Raw genomic sequence first — 19,072 nt, forward strand, 5'->3', positions numbered from 1 at the left:
CCCCGATTTGTTATTAACATAATAATGTTCAAAGGTTAAAAAATTATGCTTTCTGAAGTAAGTATATTTTGTGGTATCAAAAAATTTATTACTTTTAATTGTTTAATAATTAAAAATTCACAAACGATGAGTACACAAAATCAGATCAGTGTAGAGATCCCTCAATCTGTAATTACAGAGGTTAATCAGAAATTACAGGAATGCAAAGCACTTCTTGCGCCTTACTTACAGGCTTTAACTTCAGAAGAAAAAGAATCTATCTTTAAAATGGGAAACAAAACGGTAGCTACCGTACAAAAGGTGAAAAGCTATATGACGACCAATCCTGAATTCATCCCAAATTACATGGACAAAACAGAGTTTCTGAAAGACGAAGCCCTGGTAACATCACTTGACCCGCTCGGAAATCTGGCGACACAACTGGCATCAGACATTAAAGACACCGTCATTCTCGCCGGAAGTGAAGCGCTCACAGCTGCCATGTTTTATTACGGCACCACAAAAGAAGCTTATGACAAAGGAGTTCCAACAGCAAAACCGGTTTATGAAGATCTCAGCCAGAGATTTGTAAGGAAAAGCTATAAAAAACTTCCTAACAAAGAATAATAACTAAGTCCGGAATTCAAAAACGACCCTTTTAGGCTCAACAACCAGCCAAAAAGGGTCGTTTTTCATGCAAAAAGGGTGAAAATTCACCCTAAAAGGCTGGAGTTTCATCCTAAAAGGTTCAACGGCGAGCCTAAAAGGGTGGAAAACCAGCCTTTTTCATTGGTTTTTGAGGGTAAAAGGCTGGATGATGAACGTGAAAGATTGGTGGATGAATGTTGTTGGATGGATGATAATTATTTAATGATAAGCGCTTTTCCATAATAAGTCTATTTGTGTAAACTTTATTTTAGGATGGGACCATAAAACAAAAAAGCACAGACCAAAAATCTGTGCTTTATATATTAAAAAAAATAATTTATTTCTTTGCTGCGGGCTTCTTAGCTGCCGGCTTTTTCGCTGTTGTAGTTTTCTTCGCTGCAGCTGTTTTCTTGGCAGCAGGTTTTTTCTTTTCTGCGAAAGCATTCTTGTCCTGATCGGTGATCCATTTTTTAACCTCATCCAAAGAAACTTCTTTCAGCTCCTCGGCATCGTATTTAGAATCGTCTTTTTTCTTCGGAATCTTGAACATCGCTTTTCCAAATTTAACGAAAGGTCCCCATCTTCCGTTTTCAATGGAGATCTTTTCTTTTTCCCACTGCTGGATGTATCGGTTGGCTTCTTTTTCAAGCTTGGCATCGATCAATTCGTTGATATCACTTTGAGAAAGATTTTCAAAATCATATCTCTTCGGAACATTGACGAAAATATCTTTATACTTGATGAACGGCCCGAATCTTCCTGAACCTTTTGTCACAGGTTCACCTTTGTACGTTGCGATCGGCGCATCAGCAATTTTCTTTTCATTAATGATCTCTTCCGCACGCTTCTGATCTACAGAAAGCGGATCTTCTCCTTTCGGAATGCTGATATATGTTTCTCCCCACTTCACATAAGGCCCGAATCTTCCGACACCCACTGAAACAGGCTGGCCGTCGACTTCACCAAGATCAAACGGAAGCTTAAATAATTCCAATGCCTCTTCAAGACTAATAGTCGCAATATTCTGGCCGACCATTAATGATGCAAAAACAGGTTTTTCTTCATCATCCGTTTCCCCGATCTGGATCATCGCTCCGAATCTTCCGATTCTTGCGTGAACATTTTTACCGGTTTTCGGATCAATTCCAAGAAGTCTGTCGCCAGTCGCTCTGTCGGCATTTTCTTCTACATCTTCAATTCTGGGATGGAATTTTGAGTAGAAATCCGTCATCATTTGCTTCCATTTCTGGTCGCCGCTGGCAATTTCATCAAAGCTTTCTTCCACTCTTGCTGTAAAGCCGTAGTCAAGAATTTCTTTAAAATTATCTGTCAGGAAGTCATTCACGACTTCACCGATGTCTGTAGGAACGAATTTATTTTTATCGCCCCCGAATTTTTCTTCGAGGACTTCTTTTTTAATTTTATCTTTTGCCAAAGAGATTTTTACCACTTCGCGAGTTTGCGGTTCGATTTCACGCTTGTCTACATACTCACGATTCTGTATCGTCTGAATGGTCGGTGCATATGTGGAAGGACGCCCGATTCCAAGTTCTTCAAGCTTTCTTACCAATCCTGCTTCGGTGTATCTTGCACTTGGCCTTGTGAATTTCTCTGTGGCTGTAATTTTTTTATATTCTAAAACTTCTCCCACATTTACTTTCGGAAGGAGTTTCTCATTATTTTCTTCGTCGTCTTCTTCCGTTTTTACAATACCATAAGCTTTTAAGAATCCGTCGAAAATAATAACCTCTCCCTGGGCTTCAAAATGCTGTGGTAATTTGGCATTCCCGATCTCGATTACGGTTTTCTCTATTTTAGCATTAGCCATCTGAGAAGCTAATGTTCTTCTGTAAATTAACTGGTACAATCTGTTCAACTGAACATCTCCGATGCTTTTAACAGTAAAATCAGTCGGACGGATAGCTTCGTGAGCTTCCTGTGCTGATGCTGATTTCGTTGTATAATTTCTTGGAGAAGAATATTCTGCACCATATTCTGAGGTGATCTGTTTCTTTGCTCCGTCAATAGCTTCCTGAGAAAGGTTTACCGAGTCTGTTCTCATATAGGTAATGTACCCTTCTTCATATAATCTTTGTGCAAGACGCATGGTATTGGTCACATTATATCCTAATCTGGAAGAAGCTTCCTGCTGTAGTGTAGAAGTCGTAAAAGGTGCTGAGGCAGATCTTGTTCCCGGTTTTGTTTCAACATTTAATACCTTGAATTCTGCTGTTCTGGCAAGTTCCAGGAATTTTTCTGCATCCTGTTCTTTTTCAAAATCTTTCTTAAGCTTTGCCGCAATTTCCTGATTTGTCTTATTCAGGAAAACTCCGTCAAGTTTAAAGGTTGCTTTCGGAACAAATTCACGGATTTCTTTTTCTCTTTCAACAATCAGTCTTACGGCTACCGACTGCACTCTTCCGGCAGATAATCCGGGTTTCACTTTTTTCCAGAGAACCGGTGACATCTCGAAACCTACGATTCTGTCGAGTACTCTTCTTGCCTGTTGGGCATTTACAAGGTTCTGATCAATATCTCTGGGGTTACCGATTGCTTTTAGAATGGCATTTTTAGTAATTTCGTGGAAAACAATTCTTTTTCTGTTTTCGGGTTTCAGTTTCAGCTCGTCTGCAAGATGCCATGCAATAGCTTCACCCTCGCGGTCTTCATCGGAAGCCAGCCATACCATTTCGGCTTTTTTCACGGCAGCTTTCAGTTCTGTCACCAATTTCTTTTTGTCAGCAGAAACTTCGTAATCGGGGCTGAAGGTAGCCAAATCGATCCCCATTCCTTTTTTAGGCAGGTCACGGATATGTCCGAAACTGGATTTTACTTCAAAATCCTTCCCTAAATACTTCTGAATCGTTTTTGCTTTTGCCGGTGATTCGACGATTACTAAGTTTTTCGACATTCTAAAATTTTTTTTGCAAAAGTAAAGTTTTTTTATTAGATAGGTTTTTGGAATCACATTTTATTTAATAATTCTACCGGTGCAACAAACAGTCTGTAGAGTATTCCTTCGAATGTAAAGCCTTTTCCTGACATTTCAACTCTATAGATGAGCGAGAAAATAATGATAAACATGGTGATGTAAAATTTCCTGTTGACGACTATAGATTCTGATGCTGAAACCGAGTCGCCTTTACGCAGCAGCAGGGCAAAAGCGACAATTATCATCATCATATGAATATACATCCATCTTCCCCAATCAATTGCCAGATAAAACAGCGGAAGCGAGAATAAAAAAAGCTCCTATTAACAAAATAGATATAACCTTTCTGTCTTTTAGAAATTTTAAATAATAAGAAAGATGAAAAACACTAAAAGCTAAACTGATAAAATACAAAAGATAATCACTGATATGTTCTTTAATATAATCTCTCTCATTAATATTCCAATAAAATATTCCGTAAGTGGGATGAACACCTCTTGCCGCGAGAATTTGCAATGATCGCCCTTCATTTACATTTTTCCCAAATGCTAAGATCAGCAAAACGGGAATTCCGGCTGAAAGGAAATATTTGATATATCTTCTGTATTCAAACTTCCCTTTCTTCAGATATAGGGCAATGGGAAAATACGGAACGTAAAAAAAGAACCACTTCGTGCAGAAAAGTTGCCGTAAAAATGGCAATACAAAAAAGATATTCTTTATTTTTCGACAGTTTATCGTTATTGAGGAGATAAACAAACCAGGTAAATATCAAAAATACAATAAACTCTTTCTTGCCAACGTAGGTAACCGTATTTAAAAGTCCGACGAAACCAACAGGCGAAAGCAAAAGTGAAAGATAAAGTAAGTCGGTGACTTTATAGCGTATTAGTTTTGTGTACATCAGAAAAAAGCCTGAAATAATGAGAAACTGGGCGAAATATACAAGATAATTAAGCCTTAAGCCCGTTAAATCCTGCAAAAGGAAAAAGAAACTTCCGGATAATCCCCTCCTTTTGAAACCGCCATCCTGATAATTAATAAGCCAGTCGGCGAGAATGTATCCGTCATCCTTAAAATTATAATACCAGGTAAATACAAGCGTGTAAACAGCCGTAACTGCAATTAAAAAATAAATGAAAATCTTAGTATTAAAATATTGTGTGGCTCTGTCTATCATCATTATGTGTTTTAAGAAATTGAAATAAAACGTTGTCACTTGGTCTAATTAATTGAACACTTAAAAAGAATGAATTCCGAAAAGGTGCATAAAAAATCTTAATGGCAATCCTGTTTGTATTCCTATTAATGCGGAGGGAACTCTGTAGGTAAAGTCAGCCAATAGAATAAGAACAATAAATATCATCATTACACGGTTTTTTACTATTTCTGAATCAAAAAATTTCATCCCCGAAACAGGAATCAGAGAAATAAGAAGTATTTCAAAAAGAATAAAATTGTTATAAAACCATCTTCCTACATCAATAGCAATCAGAAACAAAGGAATACTGATAAAAAAAGCAAATGCAAAAGCCATTAAAAGTTTTTTTCTGTTTTCCGGCGCAAACTTCTTCAGAAACATATATAATATCACAAAACCCAGTTGAAGGGCTACACTTATGACATATAAGCTCAGGTTTTTAAATTCTTTTGTATAATAATCTATTTTGATAAGCTGTGTTTCTTTCCACTGAAAAATATTCTCCTCCTGAAGATCGATCCCACATTCCTGAATAAGCTGTAATGTTTTATGATAATCGGTATTAATTCCCATCAATAAAACGATTCCGGCAGGAATATAGAACGACAGTAAAATAAGGCTGTACTTTTTAATATCAATTTTTCCGTTGCGAAAATAGAGCGCCATCAAAAAATACTGGGCATAAAAAACAAAGCTTTCATGTATAAAAACCGAAACGGAAAATAATAACAGAAAGATGTATTCTTTGGTTTTAGTAAGTTTATTCTGCGAAAGGTAATAAGTAAAAGCAGTAAAAAGCAGCCATAAAACACCATCTTTTCTTGCTCCTATCGCAGGATCTGAAAAAAATCCCCAAAGGCAAAACGGGGTAAAGAGAAACAGCACATCTATGATATTCGCCTTTTTAAATTTGAGAAGCCTATACAGAAAATAAAAGAAAACAATATGAACGGCAGCCTGCACAAAGAAAACAGAGTACTGAATCTTTAACGAAAATAGTTTATACAGAAAAACGAAAACAGTTCCCGGCAATCCTCTTCTGCTGAAACCGGCTTCCTGATAATTGATCATCCAGTCGGCGAATGCATATCCGTTGCATGTAATGTACGCGAAATATACCTTAAAGATACATAAGAGAGTGACAACAATGAGATAGAGAACTAATTGATAATCTAATATGTTTTTTTTCATCTTTAAAATTTGATTGTGTTAAGATTAATCTCTTTTTAAATGTCTTGATTTGTGTTTATCAGATTCGCGAAATTACGCATTTTCTTTTAAGCCTCTGTTTATTTTTAACGACGATATATTAATTATTTGATTACTTTTGCATACACAGACTTTGAAAAACACAATTTATGCATCTATTGCACCCTTATTATTTAGTTCCCTTCATTATAATTCTATGTCTAAGCTTTGCTGAAGCCTATCGAGACGAGAAACCCAGTATAAAATATCTGATTCCCATTGCTGCCTGGCTTATCCTGGTTGTCGGATTTCGGGATGCAGGACCCGATTATGGGAGTTACAAGAATATTTACTTTTGGTACAGCTCACACACAAGCTATACGGATATTTTCAGAAAAGCCCTGAAATTAGACAGTCCGCTGGATATGGAATGGCTGTATATCCTTATTAATAAACTCATCTTCGATGTTTTCCTGGCTCCTCCATTTTATGTAGTTACTTTTTTTCTGGCGCTTGTTTCGATTCCTTTAAATTATATAAACATTAAAGAAAATTCCCTTTATCCTTACACCACAATCCTTCTCTTTTTTTTCCGAGTTTCTTTATTGGTGAAAACGGGCAGATGAGACAGGCATTGGGAACGATTATCTGTTATTTTTCAATACGTTTTATTAAAGAAAGAAAAGTCTGGTATTATCTTATCTGTATTTATCTGGCAATGGGAATTCACAATGTCTGTATATTTTTCCTGCCTATGTATTGGCTGGCAAGAATTCCTATCAATAAAACGGTTATGGCAACTGCCATTATAGGATCAATGATTGCTTCGCCTTTTGAAATATATAAATACTTTGGGAATCTTCTTCCTGAAGAAAGCAGTTTAATGACCGGATTCAATAACTATATCAATATGAGTACTACGACCGAAAGGCTGAACGGAGGAATTGGCGTTCCGGAAGGAAATGCGATACTGTCTACGATATTCTTATTTGCGTTCGACAATAATATGAAGGAAAAATATCCTTATTATGAATACATGAGAAATTTCTGTGTATTGGGAATATGTTTCTTTTTTATCTTCAGGGGAAGCACCATATTCTCGTCCCGGCTTACCGGAATATTCTTTACGGCAACCGGATATCTAATGCCTTACGCAATGTATTCTGCGAATAATGCCAACAGAAAAATAATACACGCCATCATTATCTGTTACTGTCTTTTCAACTTTATTATTTTTTCAAGTTTTAAAAATATCGAAAGAGGAAAATTTACGATTGATACCTATTCGAATTTCCTTCTTCCTTAATTTTTCCAGCTTTATTTTGTGAAGCGGCAACGATTCCCGTCAGGATCAGGGGAAGGAAAAGTCTTGTTTCCCAAAAAAGCCCTACCGAAGCAATCATGATAAGATAAGGCGCAGAGAAGAAAAGATATTTCCGGATCATCAATTTTCCTGTTTTCCCAGACATTTTGTAGCCTAAATAAATACTCAGCATTCCAAACAAAAGCCCCAGCAGATTGTAAGGGCTTGTGAAATTTTTAACCCAATAAATTCCCTCTACAAATGATGCCCGCTGATGGATCATCAGGCGCAAACCAATATAAGGCAAAATGAAAGCAAGCACCAAAAAGAAAATTTCTTTCACAAATACAAAATTTCTTTTCCTGAGATCATCACGAGTGATAAAAACGGATGCAAAAAAAGCAATATTCAGGCATGAAGTTTCCCTGATGAATGTCGAAATAAAAATGATTAAGCCCAAACCAATCAGATATAAATATTTTCCGTTATGCAGATATTTAAGAGTAAAAAAAGATTCCCAAAACATAAAAAAACAGAGCTATACAATCACAATTCGTAGGAACATATTGAACGATAACAATGAAAAATAGGGCCACCAGATGAACCAGTCTTTTTACATTTTCATTTAAAAGAAGTTCAACAGGTTTTAATTTAAAAATCTCATTTAAAACAATGGATGTCAGAATAAAAAAGAAAACATTAATAAGAAAAGTGCTGTGATAAAATAATGAGCCCTGTTTCAGAAGAAAGCTTTTTGCAAACGGCATATAATTATTGACTACAAATGTCACCGCCTCCGTCACATGGACACTTAAGTAATTGGGAATGACGCGATAGACATACACCGATGAAAACATAAAATCTGGAACTTTTTCCCAGGATTTGATTCCTACGACATATGAAGATTCAAATCCGTAATAGGACATAAAAAAGAGCAGGAAAGGGAGAATAATGACGAATAAAAATCCGTCTTTTTTTTCATCAAATATTTTAAACATAGTAAAATCAAAGTCAGTTTACCTAGTTATTTTTAAATTTCATCAATGGGAACTCTTACAAAAGTAGATTTTTTTTTCGTTTTGATTAAATATTTTACTGATTTTCAGATAAACTTATTGTTAAAACATTTTGAACTAATAATGAAAAAATTAAATTTGCAAACTTGATTGGATCATGTAATGCATCGTTTCTTTATATTTTTATACCATCTTATTGCTAAAAATAAGCTTCTTTCTGTACTTTTTGCAGTCGGAATTGCTGTGTTATGCGGCTTTTTTTGCTTCAAAAATAAATTTTGAGGAAGATATCAATCAGATTATCCCGAAAAATGAAAAATCTGATCTCACCGCGAAAATTCTTAAACAACTCAATTTCTCCGATAAAATTATTGTCATTATTGAAAATAAATCCAAGGAAGACGATTTTCAGCTTTCGGAAACAGCCGATACTTTTCTGAAAAAAATTGAACCTTTACAAAAATACATAGGCTCCGTTCAGGGAAAAGTAAATGACAATGAGATTTCAGAGACCTTTGATTTTGTTAATCAGAATCTTCCGTTATTTTTAGATGAAAACGATTATAAAGAAATTGGAAGAAAACTGAATAAAGACAGCATTGCCAAACAGGTTGAAAGCAACTATATTTCACTGGCTTCCCCGACAAGTCTCGTCACCAAGGAATTTATTAAAAAAAGATCCTCTTGGTATTACTTTTTTAGGAATAAAGAAACTGAACGCCTTAAATATCAGTAAGGATTTTAAACTCGAAAACAGCTATATTGTTACCAAAGACGGAAAGAATCTCCTGCTTTTTATTGATCCGAAAAATAAAAGCAATGACACCAAGCACAATGAAATTTTTGTCAATCAGCTTAATGAAATAAAAAACAACCTCAACAAGCAATTTAAAGGAAAAACAGAGATCAGTTATTTTGGTTCTCCGGTGATTGCGGTTGCAAATGCCGAGCAGATCAAAAAAAGACATCCAGAATACGGTGATGATTTCCATGACTGTACTTTTGATTTTACTGATGTATTATTTCAGGAATTTTTTTACCCCGATTATTGTTTTTCTGCCGACGGTTTTCTCGGTTTTACTGGCTTTATTGATTTTGTATTTCATTAAAGATAAAATTTCGGCTATTTCGTTAAGCGTAGGCGCTATTCTGATTGGGATAACGATCGATTACGCCCTTCATATTCTTACCCATTATAAACACAACAATAATATAGAAGAGCTTTACAAAGAAATCACGCAGCCTATCATATTAAGCAGTGCGACAACCGCTGTTTCGTTTCTGTGTCTTGTGTTTGTACGTTCTGAAGCATTGAAGGATCTTGGTCTTTTTGCCGCGATTACAGTAATTTTGTCATCCGTTACCGCGTTAATTATCGTTCCTCAACTGTATAAACCGAAATCTGAAAAACAAACCAATACCAATTTCATTGATAAAATAGGATCTTATCCCTACGAAAAGAACAAACCGCTGATTATTGGCTGTTCGGTGATTATTATTGCGTGTCTGTTCGGATTCAGACATGTAGGATTCAATGAAGATATCGGGGATTTAAATTACATTCCAAAAGATCTGAAAATCAGCGAGGCAAAATTACAGAAACTCTCTGATATTACTTCAAAATCTATTTATACGATTTCATATGGAAATTCTGCGGAAGAAGCGCTTACGAAAAATTCAGAACTGAACGGCTTTCTGGAAAAAGAAAAGCAGGAAGGGAAAATATTAAGCTACAACTCTTTGGGAAGGGTTGTTTTATCAGTAAAAGACCAGGATAAAAAAATAAAAGAATGGAATGAATTCTGGACGAAAGAAAAAAAGATCACCACAATTTCAGAGCTGGTCAGAAACGGAAATGAATATGGCTTTAATACTACTGCATTCAACCAGTTTAATGATAATTTAAATAAAAATTATACTCCGTTAACTCTTAAAGATTACGAAAAAATAAAAGCACTGCAGGTCTCCGAATTTCTGAGCCAGGAAAACGGTTTCTTTACGGTTTCGAATGTGGTGAAAGTAGATGAAGGTAAAAGAGATGGTTTCATTAAAGATATTGAGAAAAGACATGATGTTCTGGCCATTGACCGTCAGCAGATGAATGAAAACTTTCTGGGTCTGCTGAAAAGAGATTTTAATACGCTGATTAATTATTCTCTTTTAGCTATTATTTTAACGATCATCGTATTCTTCAGAAATTTTGAGCTTACGGTTCTGACCATGTTCCCGATCGTCCTTACAGGAATTGTAACAGCCGGAATTCTATATTTTCTAGGGTTGGAGCTTAATATTTTCAGTACCGTCGTATGTACTCTTGTATTCGGTGTAGGTGACGATTTCAGCATTTTCCTTACCCAGGCCATGCAGAAGGAACACACCACCGGAAAAAATGAACTTCCTACGTACAGAACCTCCATTATTCTGGCTGTTTTCACAACTATATTATCGATCGGTTCATTGATCTTCGCAAAACATCCGGCCCTTCATTCGCTTGCTTTGGTAGCGTTGATCGGGATGTTTTCAGTGATTATCATCACATCAACATTATATCCTTTCTGGTTCAGATTACTGATTACCAACAGGGCGAGAAAAGGACTTTCTCCGATTACATTCAGACTTTTTTTGCATTCAACTTTATCTTTTCTTTATTATGGATTGGGAGGTTTATTCTTTTCCTTGATTATCAGTCCTTTTGCAAAAAACTCCAGAGGAAGAACATTAAACTTTTTCAAATTAATTTCCGCAAAGTTTTTAACTTCTGTACTATTTACGAATCCATGGGTAAGGAAAAAGATCATTAAAGCTACGAAAGAAGACTTCAGCAAACCGGCCGTTATCATTGCCAATCATACATCATTTCTGGACACTTTAGCGATTGCAATGGCTACCCATAAGATCGTTTATCTGGTTAATGACTGGGTATATCAGTCTCCCGTTTTCGGGAAAATGGTAAAGGCAATGGGATTCTATCCGGTATCTCAGGGTATCGAAAACGGAATCGACAAACTACAGGAAAAGATAGATCAGGGATATTCTCTAGTCGTTTTTCCTGAAGCGGAACGTTCCTATACAAATGACATTAAAAGGTTTCACAAAGGAGCATTTTATCTGGCGGAACAGTTTGGTCTGGATATTTTACCCATCTATATTCATGGGAATTCCGAAGTTTTGCCGAAAGGAGATTTTATCATTTACGACGGAGCGATTACCGTAAAAGTGGGTGAAAGAATTAAAAAGGACGATATAAGTTTTGGGTTAAATTATTCGGAAAGAGCAAAAAAAATCAATGCTTATTTCAGAAAGGAATTTGCGGATTTGAGAGCTGAACTTGAAGATGAAAATTATTTTAAGAAAAAACTGTTTTTAAGCTTTTTGTATAAAGATGCTGAGGTCGTGAGTGAAGTTAAGAAAGATTTTAAATACAACAAATCTATCTATTTTGAACTCAACAAACATATTCCGAAAAATGCGAATATTTTTCATATTGCGGATGATTTTGGGCAGAAAGATATTTTACTGACTCTTCAGCAGGCAGGAAGAAAGATTTTCACCTTGATGAAAAACGATGAAAAACGACAGATTGCCGAACAGAATTATCTGGTAAAAAGAAGAAAAATCAGTTATATACAAGATAACACTGAAATTAATAAAAATATTGATGTACTGCTGGTTTCGGATGAAAATTTTGACATTTGTTCTTTAGAAAAGCTTCCTGAAATCGTTATCTTCTGCACTATAAAAAACAGCACATTAAACAATGCTGACTATACATTAAAATTCAGTGACGGATCATTAAAAGTATTTAGTTCTGAATAATAAATATGAAAAGCATATTTTTGTAACCGGATAAAAAGAATTAATGAAAAAAAATATACTTGTTATATATTATACTCAATCCGGACAGCTGGAAGATATTGTAAAAAATATTGCCCGGCCGTTTGAAGAGAAAAATGAGGAATATGATGTGACATACTACAACATCAGGCTGAAAAAGGATTTCCCTTTTCCGTGGCCAGGTGATGTATTTTTCGATACCTTTCCGGAATCTTACCTGCAGATCCCAAGCGAGATTCTTCCGCCACCTGATGAGGTTCTGAACAAAAAATTTGATCTGATTATTTTCGGATATCAGGTTTGGTATTTAACGCCTTCTATTCCGATCATATCCTTCCTGAAGAGCAGTTTTGCACAAAACATACTTAAAGACACACCTGTCGTTACCGTCTCAGGAACAAGAAATATGTGGATGTTTTCTCAGGAAAAACTGAAAGTATATTTAAAACAAATGCAGGCCAGGCTGGTTGGGAATATTGCACTCGTAGACAGACACGACAATTATACAAGTGTACTCACGATTCTTCGCTGGATGACAACCGGCAAAAAAGAAAAAATCAGGAATGCTTCCGGCAGCAGGAGTTTCAGACGAAGAAATTAATGGTTCCGGAAAATACGGCAATATTATTGAAAAGCATTTTTCCGCCAATACACTTGAAGCTCTTCAGCCGGATCTTGTAAAAAACGGAGCGGTAGAAATTCGTGCGTTTCTGGTAAGAGTGGAAAAAGTAGGCAACAAAATTTTCACCATCTGGTCAAATCTTATCATAAAGAAAAAAGAGAAGCGTCCATTGCTCATCAAATTCTTTAAAGTATATTTGATGGCCGCGATATGGATTATTTCGCCTATCGTACTGGTTTTACACCTGTTAACAACACCAATCTTCTGGTTTAAAAGAAAAAAACAAAGAGAATATTTACAAGGAATTAATATAAAATAGAATGTACGACGTATTTATAACAAAAGCATCAACATACCTGCCCAATGAACCGGTTTCTAATGATGAAATGGAAACGTATCTTGGTTATATAAATGGCGCTAAATCTAAAGCTAAAGCACTTATTTTAAGAAATAATAAAATTACAACGAGATACTACGCTTTGGATAAAGAAGGTAATCCTACGCATACCAATGCCCAGATCACAGCAAAAGCAATTGAAGGTCTCTTTGACGAAAATTTCAAAAAGGAAGACATGAAACTACTATCTGTAGGAACAACTTCACCAGATCAGTTACAGCCTTCTCACGCTTCAATGGTACACGGTGAACTCAATATCGGAAAATCTATTGAAATTAATACCGCTACAGGACTCTGCAACTCAGGAATGAACGCTTTAAACTATGGATTTCTTTCCGTTAAGGCAGGAGTTCAGGAGAAAGCCGTTTGTGCGGGTTCCGAAAGAATGTCTGCATGGATGACAGCCGATAAATTCAATCACGAAGCAGAAAACCTTGCATTGCTGGAAGAAAGACCCATCATCGCTTTTAAAAGAGAATTTTTAAGATGGATGCTTTCTGATGGTGCCGGAGCTTTCCTTCTTGAAAATAAACCAAGAGAAAACGAAGTTTCTTTAAAAATAGAATTCATTGATTTCTATTCATATGCTCACGAAATCGAGGCCTGTATGTATGCAGGTTGCGAAAAGCAGGAAGACGGAAGCTTACAATCGTGGGCAGATTATCCGTCCGATGAATGGCTGAAGCAGTCTATTTTTGCATTAAAGCAGGATACAAAAATTTTAGATAAATATATTTTAGTAAAGGGTGCCGAAAGCTTAAGATCATCTTTCGACAAGCACAATCTTGATCCGAACACCATCGACCACGTACTGGCACATATTTCGTCAGGGTACTTTAAGGACGGTTTAAAAGATGAATTTGCCAAAGTAGGGCTGGATTTCCCTTGGGAAAAATGGTTCTACAATCTTTCTGAAGTAGGAAATATCGGAGCCGGATCTATTTTCATCGCGCTGGAAGAATTAATGAATTCCGGAAAACTGAAAAAAGGAGAAAAAGTACTTCTTTGCGTTCCTGAAAGCGGAAGATTTGCATACTCTTGTGCTTTATTAACGGTTTGCTAATGGACAACAAATTACCAACATCTGACCAAAACTTTGTGGAAAGCTTAATTCCGCAACGATTTCCTTTTGTAATGGTAAACAGCATTGCAGAATATTCTGAAACACAATTGGTTTCAGGATTTGAAGTAAAAGAGGAAAACATTTTTGTTCATGACGGAATTTTTCAGGCGTCAGGCTTGGTAGAACACCAGGCGCAGAGCGTGGCTTTGCACACCGGCTACAAATATTATTTATTGGGAAAAGAAGCTCCAACTGGCTACATTGGTGCTATCAAAACTTTTGAGGCAATACAATTACCGAAATTGGGAGATAAGCTAATGTCAGAAGTTTCTATAATTAATGAAATGATGGGAGTAACTTTAGTCGACGTTGTAACAAAGATCAATGATGAGGTTATTGCAAAATCTCAGATGAAAACTGTTGTAATGTAAAAAATTCAGAAAAATCAATGGAAATCAAGGAAGAAAACATCATCAATATACATAATTTTCTGCCGCACCGGGACCCGATGCTGATGGCAGATTATATTCTGGAATTGACCAAAGAAAAAGTTGTGACTTCCTTCGAGATTAAAGCAAACAACATTTTTGTTCACAACAATGAGTTTGCAGAAGCAGGCCTGATTGAAAATCTGGCACAGACCTGCTCTTCGATTCTCGGACAAAGCTTCTTTGAAAATCCTGAAGCAGATACAAAAGTCATTGGCTTTATTACCAACATCAAAAAAATAGAAGTGTTTGCACTACCAAAAGTAGGTGATAAAATCATTTCCAGGGCTTCATTGATTTCGCAGTTTGAGAATATCTGCAATATTTTTTGCGAGACTTTTTATCAAGATGAATTATTAATCAGAGCTGAAATAAATTTATTTATCCAGGAAGTAAAACACTGATATCAATGAAAAAACAGGACCTTCCCCAAGACGAAAGCAATTTACAATCTGCCAACATGACAGAAGTTCTGTATGTTACGGACGAAAATGATAATTATACAACTGCTCACAGCATTGGATGGGATGCAAAAAAAGCCGCTTTGGAAGAATCGATGGAACTAATCCACGAAAGAATTGAAGAAGCAAGACAGAATGTAGCCAGTCGTAAAGTAAGTCCTATCATTTATTTTATGGAACTGAATAAAATGGACTTTCAGGTACTGGCAGCCTATGTAGGAATGTGGCAATGGCGCGTAAAAAGACACGGAAAACCCAAAATATTTAAAACACTAAGCGATTCTGTTCTGAAAAAGTATGCTAATACTTTTGGCATTTCTTTGGAAGAACTTAAAAATTTCGACGGAAAATAAAATAAAACCTTCAGGATCTGAAAATCTTGGAGGTTTACTAAATCAAGCTAAGAATGAAACTTAATTTTGAACACCATCAGACCGCGCATTGCGAAAACGGTGTTGCCTCCAATTTATTATTAAACAAAGGGCTGAAACTCAGTGAACCCATGATTTTCGGAATCGGTTCGGGGTTATTCTTTGTATATCTCCCTTTTTTGAAAGTAAATTTTGCACCCGGATTCAGCTATCGCCCGATGCCCGGAGCGATCTTCAGCAAAGCCGCAAAAAGACTGGGAATTAAAATTAAAAGGCTGAAATTCTCAAATCCTCAGGAAGCTCAGAAAGCCCTGGAAAAAAACTTAGATAACAATATTCCGACAGGCCTTCAAGTTGGCGTTTTTAATCTGACCTATTTCCCTGAAGAATATAAATTCCATTTCAACGCACACAATCTTGTAGTTTACGGAAAAGAAGACGGAAAGTTCCTGATCAGCGATCCTGTAATGGATTACACGACAGCCCTTACCGAAGCCGAACTTGAAAAAGTAAGATATGCTAAAGGAGCACTATCCCCAAAAGGTCACATGTATTACCCCATTTACATTCCAGAACACATAAATCTGGAAGAAGCGATCAAAAAAGGGATCAAAGATACCTGTAAAAGTATGTTGGCTCCCATTCCGATTATTGGTGTAAAAGCCATGCGATGGGTGGCAAAAAGCATCCCGAAATGGGCTGCGAAAAAAGGAACAAAAACGACTAATCACTATTTAGGACAATTGATTAGAATGCAGGAAGAAATCGGCACCGGCGGCGGTGGCTTCAGGTTTATCTACGGTGCTTTTTTACAGGAAGCGGCCATCATCCTCAAGAATGATAAATTAAAAGAACTTTCCAAGGAAATTACCATGATTGGTGATCTTTGGAGAGATTTTGCCGTAGATATTGCAAGAGTGTACAAAAACAGAAATTCGAAAAGCGATATTTATAATCAACTTTCAAAAAACATGCTTCACATTGCAGATCTGGAAGAAGCTTTCTATAAAAAACTGAGAAAAGCAATATAACGTGGAACATTTCATAGAAATAAAAAACCTCTACAAGAAATATAAAAATGCTGAAGATTTTTCTGTAAATGATATTTCTTTAAGCATCGATAAAAATGAAATCTACGGAATCCTCGGCCCAAACGGAGCAGGAAAAACCACATTGATTTCCATGCTTTCGGGATTGATAAAACCAACTTCGGGGCAATTTAAAATTGACGGACTGACACCCCAGAAAAATGGTTTTAAATTAAGGCAGATCATCGGGATCGTTCCGCAGGAATATGCTTTATATCCAACTTTAACGGCCAGAGAAAATTTAATGTTTTTCGGAAGCCTGTACGGTTTAAGTCATAAAAAATTAAAGAACGCAATTGATGAATCTTTGGAAATAATGGGTTTATCAAAATTTGCCGACAAAAAAAGTAGAACAGTTTTCCGGAGGAATGAAACGTCGATGCAATCTGATTGCAGGAACGCTTCATAATCCTAAAGTTCTGTTTCTGGATGAGCCTACTGTTGGCGTTGATGTGCAGTCGAAAAAAGCGATTATCGATTATCTTTTAGATCTAAATAAAAAAGGAACCTGCATCATTTACACTTCCCATCATCTTTCGGAAGCGGAGGAATTCTGCACAAAAATAGCTATTATCGATCATGGAAAAATCCATGCCGTCGGAACACCGGAAGAACTGGTGAACAGGGTTTCCAATGCGGAAAACCTTGAAGACGTTTTTATATCATTAACCGGAAAAGAATTACGAGATGTTGTTGTATAAATTGTGGAGAAGTTTTGTTAAGGAAATCCTTTTGCTGAAAAGAGATATCGGAGGGATTGTCATCATTTTTGTGATGCCTTTATTATTAATTATCACAATCACACTGATTCAGGATTCTACCTTTAAAAATCTGGAAGGTTCAAAAATTCCTATTATTTTTATTGATAATGATAAATCTGAAGTTTCAAAAAATATAAAACAGGAACTTGAAAGCAGTAAAAGTTTTGAACTTTTAACCAATTTCACAGAAAAATCGGCTCAGGACGCCGTTTTTGGAGGAGATTACCAAATGGCAATTGTTATTCCTGAACATTTGACGAAAGACATCAATTCTAATATAGATTCTAAAGTTCAGGCGATTGTAAGTTCATTCGGTCTAGAAAATGATTCTTCTGCAGTGAAAAAAATGGTTTCAAAAGCAAAAGACATTCACCTGTATTTTGATCCGGCAACCAACATCGGATTCAAGAATAATGTGATGAATGCCGTGAATAAAATGATTTTTGAGATTGAGAATAAAAAGATCTACAAAGCTTTCCAGGATCAGCTGGGGACAACAGAAAATCTTGCTGAAAATAAAAATTTAATCAGCTTTAAAGAAATCACCCCGAAAAAAGGAAAAATGGATGTCATGCCAAATTCCGTTCAGCATAATGTTCCGGCATGGGCATTGTTTGCGATTTTTTTTATCGTCGTACCTTTATCTATTAATCTAGTTAAAGAAAAAAGTCAGGGAACAAGCGTGAGAGCGAGAATAAGTCCTACTCCCTACTTCATCCATATTTTAGGAAAAACGTTTACCTATCTTATCATCTGCGTTATTCAGTTTTTATTGATGGTTGCCGTAGGAATTTACCTTTTCCCGTATATGGATTTACCACAGTTTGACGTAACGGGAAAAATGTTCCAGCTTATTGTTGTAACTATTTTTGCTGGTTTGGCAGCGATTGGATTTGGCGTTTTACTGGGAACTATCGCAGATACTCAGGAACAGTCGGCCCCATTCGGAGCTACATCGGTTGTGGTATTGGCAGCAGTCGGAGGAATCTGGGTTCCGGTATTTCTGATGCCTGAATTCATGCAGACTATCGCGAAATTTTCGCCAATGAACTGGGGATTAAATGCCTATTACGATATCATCCTAAGAAACAGCGGAATTGCAGGAATTGCAAAAGAAATTACTTTCTTATTTTTATTTTACGTAGCTATGGTCGCGATTTCATTATTTTACGAAAGAAAACAAAATGCAGTTTGAGATTAACCACTAAGAGCACAAGGTTTTCACAAAGAGCTCAAGCATTTATCTTGTGTCCCTTGTGGAGCCTATTGTGACCTTTGTGGTAGAAATAATTATAAAACACAAAATGATATGAATGAAAATGAGATTTCAAAAATTATCTTTGATGCAGGATTAAAAGTTCATCGCCAACTTGGAGCTGGACTTTTAGAAAGCGCATACGAAGAATGTCTGTACTATGAGTTACAGAAATCCGGATTACTAATAGAAAAACAGAAGCCAATGCCATTAATTTATGATGATATAAAACTTGACATTGGCTATAGGATTGACTTATTGGTTGAAAGGAAAGTTGTTGTTGAAATAAAATCCGTAGAATCATTAAATGAAATTCATATTGCTCAAGTTTTAACATATTTAAAATTAAGCAATTGCAAATTGGGTTTATTGATTAATTTTAACTCAGTTTTATTTAAAAATGGTGTTAAAAGATTAATCAACGGGACGATATAAAATTTAGAATAACCATTGTGAACGTTGTGT

The 19,072-nt window shown here is 36.0% G+C and carries 21 protein-coding genes and 1 pseudogene; 16 read left to right on the forward strand and 6 right to left on the reverse strand.

The features are described 5' to 3' along the window. Positions 1-126 precede the first annotated feature (126 nt). Entirely contained in the window at positions 127-606 is a 480-nt protein-coding gene (locus tag AAHI02_RS11530) for a hypothetical protein (protein ID WP_346983369.1), read from the forward strand. 78 nt (positions 607-684) lie between these two features. Continuing rightward, positions 685-870, forward strand: coding sequence for a hypothetical protein (locus tag AAHI02_RS11535; protein WP_346983370.1), 186 nt, complete (start codon positions 685-687; stop codon positions 868-870). A 94-nt stretch (positions 871-964) separates the two neighbouring features. Here the strand turns inward: AAHI02_RS11535 and topA are convergent, their stop codons facing one another. The 4 genes from topA to AAHI02_RS11555 all read right to left on the reverse strand — a co-directional run bounded on the left by topA (position 965) and on the right by AAHI02_RS11555 (position 5,951). Continuing rightward, positions 965-3,538 carry a type I DNA topoisomerase gene (gene topA / locus AAHI02_RS11540; protein WP_346983371.1) on the reverse strand — a complete coding sequence of 858 codons (2,574 nt, stop codon included), beginning with the start codon at positions 3,536-3,538 and terminating at the stop codon, positions 965-967. Positions 3,539-3,591: 53 nt separating this feature from the next. Next, on the reverse strand, positions 3,592-3,810 hold the full coding sequence (locus tag AAHI02_RS11545) for a hypothetical protein (RefSeq protein WP_346983372.1): 219 nt from the start codon (positions 3,808-3,810) through the stop codon (positions 3,592-3,594). Between the two features lie 356 nt (positions 3,811-4,166). Beyond that, positions 4,167-4,742: a hypothetical protein gene (locus AAHI02_RS11550; RefSeq protein ID WP_346983373.1), complete on the reverse strand. Its 576-nt coding sequence runs from the start codon at positions 4,740-4,742 to the stop codon at positions 4,167-4,169. A 57-nt stretch (positions 4,743-4,799) separates the two neighbouring features. Beyond that, entirely contained in the window at positions 4,800-5,951 is a 1,152-nt protein-coding gene (locus tag AAHI02_RS11555; RefSeq protein ID WP_346983374.1) for a hypothetical protein, read from the reverse strand. A 167-nt stretch (positions 5,952-6,118) separates the two neighbouring features. Here AAHI02_RS11555 and AAHI02_RS11560 point away from each other — a divergent pair, with 167 nt between their 5' ends. Together AAHI02_RS11560 and AAHI02_RS11565 are read left to right on the forward strand one after the other, a co-directional pair. Beyond that, complete coding sequence (locus AAHI02_RS11560; RefSeq protein ID WP_346983375.1) at positions 6,119-6,574, forward strand: hypothetical protein; 456 nt, start codon at positions 6,119-6,121, stop codon at positions 6,572-6,574. Beyond that, a complete protein-coding gene (locus AAHI02_RS11565; RefSeq protein WP_346983376.1) occupies positions 6,571-7,254 on the forward strand; it encodes an EpsG family protein in 684 nt (227 codons plus the stop codon). The genes AAHI02_RS11560 and AAHI02_RS11565 overlap by 4 nt, the downstream gene beginning before the upstream one ends. Here the strand turns inward: AAHI02_RS11565 and AAHI02_RS11570 are convergent. Both AAHI02_RS11570 and AAHI02_RS11575 read right to left on the reverse strand, forming a co-directional pair. Continuing rightward, positions 7,217-7,777 carry a hypothetical protein gene (locus AAHI02_RS11570; RefSeq protein ID WP_346983377.1) on the reverse strand — a complete coding sequence of 187 codons (561 nt, stop codon included), beginning with the start codon at positions 7,775-7,777 and terminating at the stop codon, positions 7,217-7,219. The two genes, AAHI02_RS11565 and AAHI02_RS11570, sit on opposite strands and share 38 nt — an antisense overlap. Next, entirely contained in the window at positions 7,749-8,249 is a 501-nt protein-coding gene (locus AAHI02_RS11575) for a hypothetical protein (RefSeq protein ID WP_346983378.1), read from the reverse strand. The genes AAHI02_RS11570 and AAHI02_RS11575 overlap by 29 nt, the downstream gene beginning before the upstream one ends. A gap of 214 nt (positions 8,250-8,463) precedes the next feature. Here AAHI02_RS11575 and AAHI02_RS11580 point away from each other — a divergent pair, with 214 nt between their 5' ends. The 12 genes and pseudogenes from AAHI02_RS11580 to AAHI02_RS11635 all read left to right on the forward strand — a co-directional run bounded on the left by AAHI02_RS11580 (position 8,464) and on the right by AAHI02_RS11635 (position 19,042). Then, positions 8,464-9,003 (forward strand): hypothetical protein, encoded by a 540-nt coding sequence (locus AAHI02_RS11580; RefSeq protein WP_346983379.1) that lies wholly within the window; start codon positions 8,464-8,466, stop codon positions 9,001-9,003. 206 nt (positions 9,004-9,209) lie between these two features. Continuing rightward, complete coding sequence (locus AAHI02_RS11585; RefSeq protein ID WP_346983380.1) at positions 9,210-12,083, forward strand: MMPL family transporter; 2,874 nt, start codon at positions 9,210-9,212, stop codon at positions 12,081-12,083. A gap of 43 nt (positions 12,084-12,126) precedes the next feature. Next, on the forward strand, positions 12,127-12,702 hold the full coding sequence (locus AAHI02_RS11590; RefSeq protein WP_346983381.1) for a hypothetical protein: 576 nt from the start codon (positions 12,127-12,129) through the stop codon (positions 12,700-12,702). Then, the gene (locus AAHI02_RS11595; RefSeq protein WP_346983382.1) at positions 12,665-13,042 is read left to right on the forward strand and encodes a hypothetical protein; all 378 of its coding nucleotides are present in this window, start codon (positions 12,665-12,667) and stop codon (positions 13,040-13,042) included. The genes AAHI02_RS11590 and AAHI02_RS11595 overlap by 38 nt, the downstream gene beginning before the upstream one ends. A 1-nt stretch (position 13,043) precedes the next feature. After that, the gene (locus AAHI02_RS11600) at positions 13,044-14,183 is read left to right on the forward strand and encodes a beta-ketoacyl-ACP synthase III (RefSeq protein WP_346983383.1); all 1,140 of its coding nucleotides are present in this window, start codon (positions 13,044-13,046) and stop codon (positions 14,181-14,183) included. Further along, positions 14,183-14,614, forward strand: coding sequence for a hypothetical protein (locus AAHI02_RS11605; RefSeq protein WP_346983384.1), 432 nt, complete (start codon positions 14,183-14,185; stop codon positions 14,612-14,614). The genes AAHI02_RS11600 and AAHI02_RS11605 overlap by 1 nt, the downstream gene beginning before the upstream one ends. Positions 14,615-14,631: 17 nt before the next feature. Further along, positions 14,632-15,075, forward strand: coding sequence for an ABC transporter permease (locus AAHI02_RS11610; protein ID WP_346983385.1), 444 nt, complete (start codon positions 14,632-14,634; stop codon positions 15,073-15,075). A 5-nt stretch (positions 15,076-15,080) separates the two neighbouring features. After that, positions 15,081-15,485 (forward strand): hypothetical protein, encoded by a 405-nt coding sequence (locus AAHI02_RS11615; protein ID WP_346983386.1) that lies wholly within the window; start codon positions 15,081-15,083, stop codon positions 15,483-15,485. Positions 15,486-15,538: 53 nt separating this feature from the next. After that, on the forward strand, positions 15,539-16,534 hold the full coding sequence (locus tag AAHI02_RS11620) for a BtrH N-terminal domain-containing protein (RefSeq protein WP_346983387.1): 996 nt from the start codon (positions 15,539-15,541) through the stop codon (positions 16,532-16,534). Between the two features lies 1 nt (position 16,535). Then, a pseudogene (locus tag AAHI02_RS11625) lies at positions 16,536-17,292 on the forward strand (ABC transporter ATP-binding protein). Next, entirely contained in the window at positions 17,279-18,547 is a 1,269-nt protein-coding gene (locus tag AAHI02_RS11630; protein WP_346983388.1) for an ABC transporter permease, read from the forward strand. The pseudogene AAHI02_RS11625 and the gene AAHI02_RS11630 overlap by 14 nt, the downstream one beginning before the upstream one ends. Positions 18,548-18,661: 114 nt before the next feature. Beyond that, positions 18,662-19,042, forward strand: a complete 381-nt coding sequence (locus AAHI02_RS11635) for a GxxExxY protein (RefSeq protein WP_346983389.1) — start codon at positions 18,662-18,664, stop codon at positions 19,040-19,042. Positions 19,043-19,072 lie beyond the last annotated feature (30 nt).

The organism is Chryseobacterium sp. POE27, from assembly GCF_039727685.1.
Classification (GTDB): Bacteria; Bacteroidota; Bacteroidia; order Flavobacteriales; family Weeksellaceae; genus Chryseobacterium.

Coding starts and splice junctions, on each gene's coding strand:
- AAHI02_RS11530 (WP_346983369.1), top strand. CDS start 127: ATGAGTACACAAAATCAGATCAGTGTAGAGATCCCTCAATCTGTAATT.
- topA (WP_346983371.1), bottom strand. CDS start 3,538: ATGTCGAAAAACTTAGTAATCGTCGAATCACCGGCAAAAGCAAAAACG.
- AAHI02_RS11545 (WP_346983372.1), bottom strand. CDS start 3,810: ATGATGATGATAATTGTCGCTTTTGCCCTGCTGCTGCGTAAAGGCGAC.
- AAHI02_RS11550 (WP_346983373.1), bottom strand. CDS start 4,742: ATGATGATAGACAGAGCCACACAATATTTTAATACTAAGATTTTCATT.
- AAHI02_RS11555 (WP_346983374.1), bottom strand. CDS start 5,951: ATGAAAAAAAACATATTAGATTATCAATTAGTTCTCTATCTCATTGTT.
- AAHI02_RS11560 (WP_346983375.1), top strand. CDS start 6,119: ATGCATCTATTGCACCCTTATTATTTAGTTCCCTTCATTATAATTCTA.
- AAHI02_RS11565 (WP_346983376.1), top strand. CDS start 6,571: ATGAGACAGGCATTGGGAACGATTATCTGTTATTTTTCAATACGTTTT.
- AAHI02_RS11570 (WP_346983377.1), bottom strand. CDS start 7,777: ATGTTTTGGGAATCTTTTTTTACTCTTAAATATCTGCATAACGGAAAA.
- AAHI02_RS11575 (WP_346983378.1), bottom strand. CDS start 8,249: ATGTTTAAAATATTTGATGAAAAAAAAGACGGATTTTTATTCGTCATT.
- AAHI02_RS11585 (WP_346983380.1), top strand. CDS start 9,210: ATGCCGAGCAGATCAAAAAAAGACATCCAGAATACGGTGATGATTTCC.
- AAHI02_RS11590 (WP_346983381.1), top strand. CDS start 12,127: ATGAAAAAAAATATACTTGTTATATATTATACTCAATCCGGACAGCTG.
- AAHI02_RS11595 (WP_346983382.1), top strand. CDS start 12,665: ATGCTTCCGGCAGCAGGAGTTTCAGACGAAGAAATTAATGGTTCCGGA.
- AAHI02_RS11600 (WP_346983383.1), top strand. CDS start 13,044: ATGTACGACGTATTTATAACAAAAGCATCAACATACCTGCCCAATGAA.
- AAHI02_RS11605 (WP_346983384.1), top strand. CDS start 14,183: ATGGACAACAAATTACCAACATCTGACCAAAACTTTGTGGAAAGCTTA.
- AAHI02_RS11610 (WP_346983385.1), top strand. CDS start 14,632: ATGGAAATCAAGGAAGAAAACATCATCAATATACATAATTTTCTGCCG.
- AAHI02_RS11615 (WP_346983386.1), top strand. CDS start 15,081: ATGAAAAAACAGGACCTTCCCCAAGACGAAAGCAATTTACAATCTGCC.
- AAHI02_RS11620 (WP_346983387.1), top strand. CDS start 15,539: ATGAAACTTAATTTTGAACACCATCAGACCGCGCATTGCGAAAACGGT.
- AAHI02_RS11630 (WP_346983388.1), top strand. CDS start 17,279: ATGTTGTTGTATAAATTGTGGAGAAGTTTTGTTAAGGAAATCCTTTTG.
- AAHI02_RS11635 (WP_346983389.1), top strand. CDS start 18,662: ATGAATGAAAATGAGATTTCAAAAATTATCTTTGATGCAGGATTAAAA.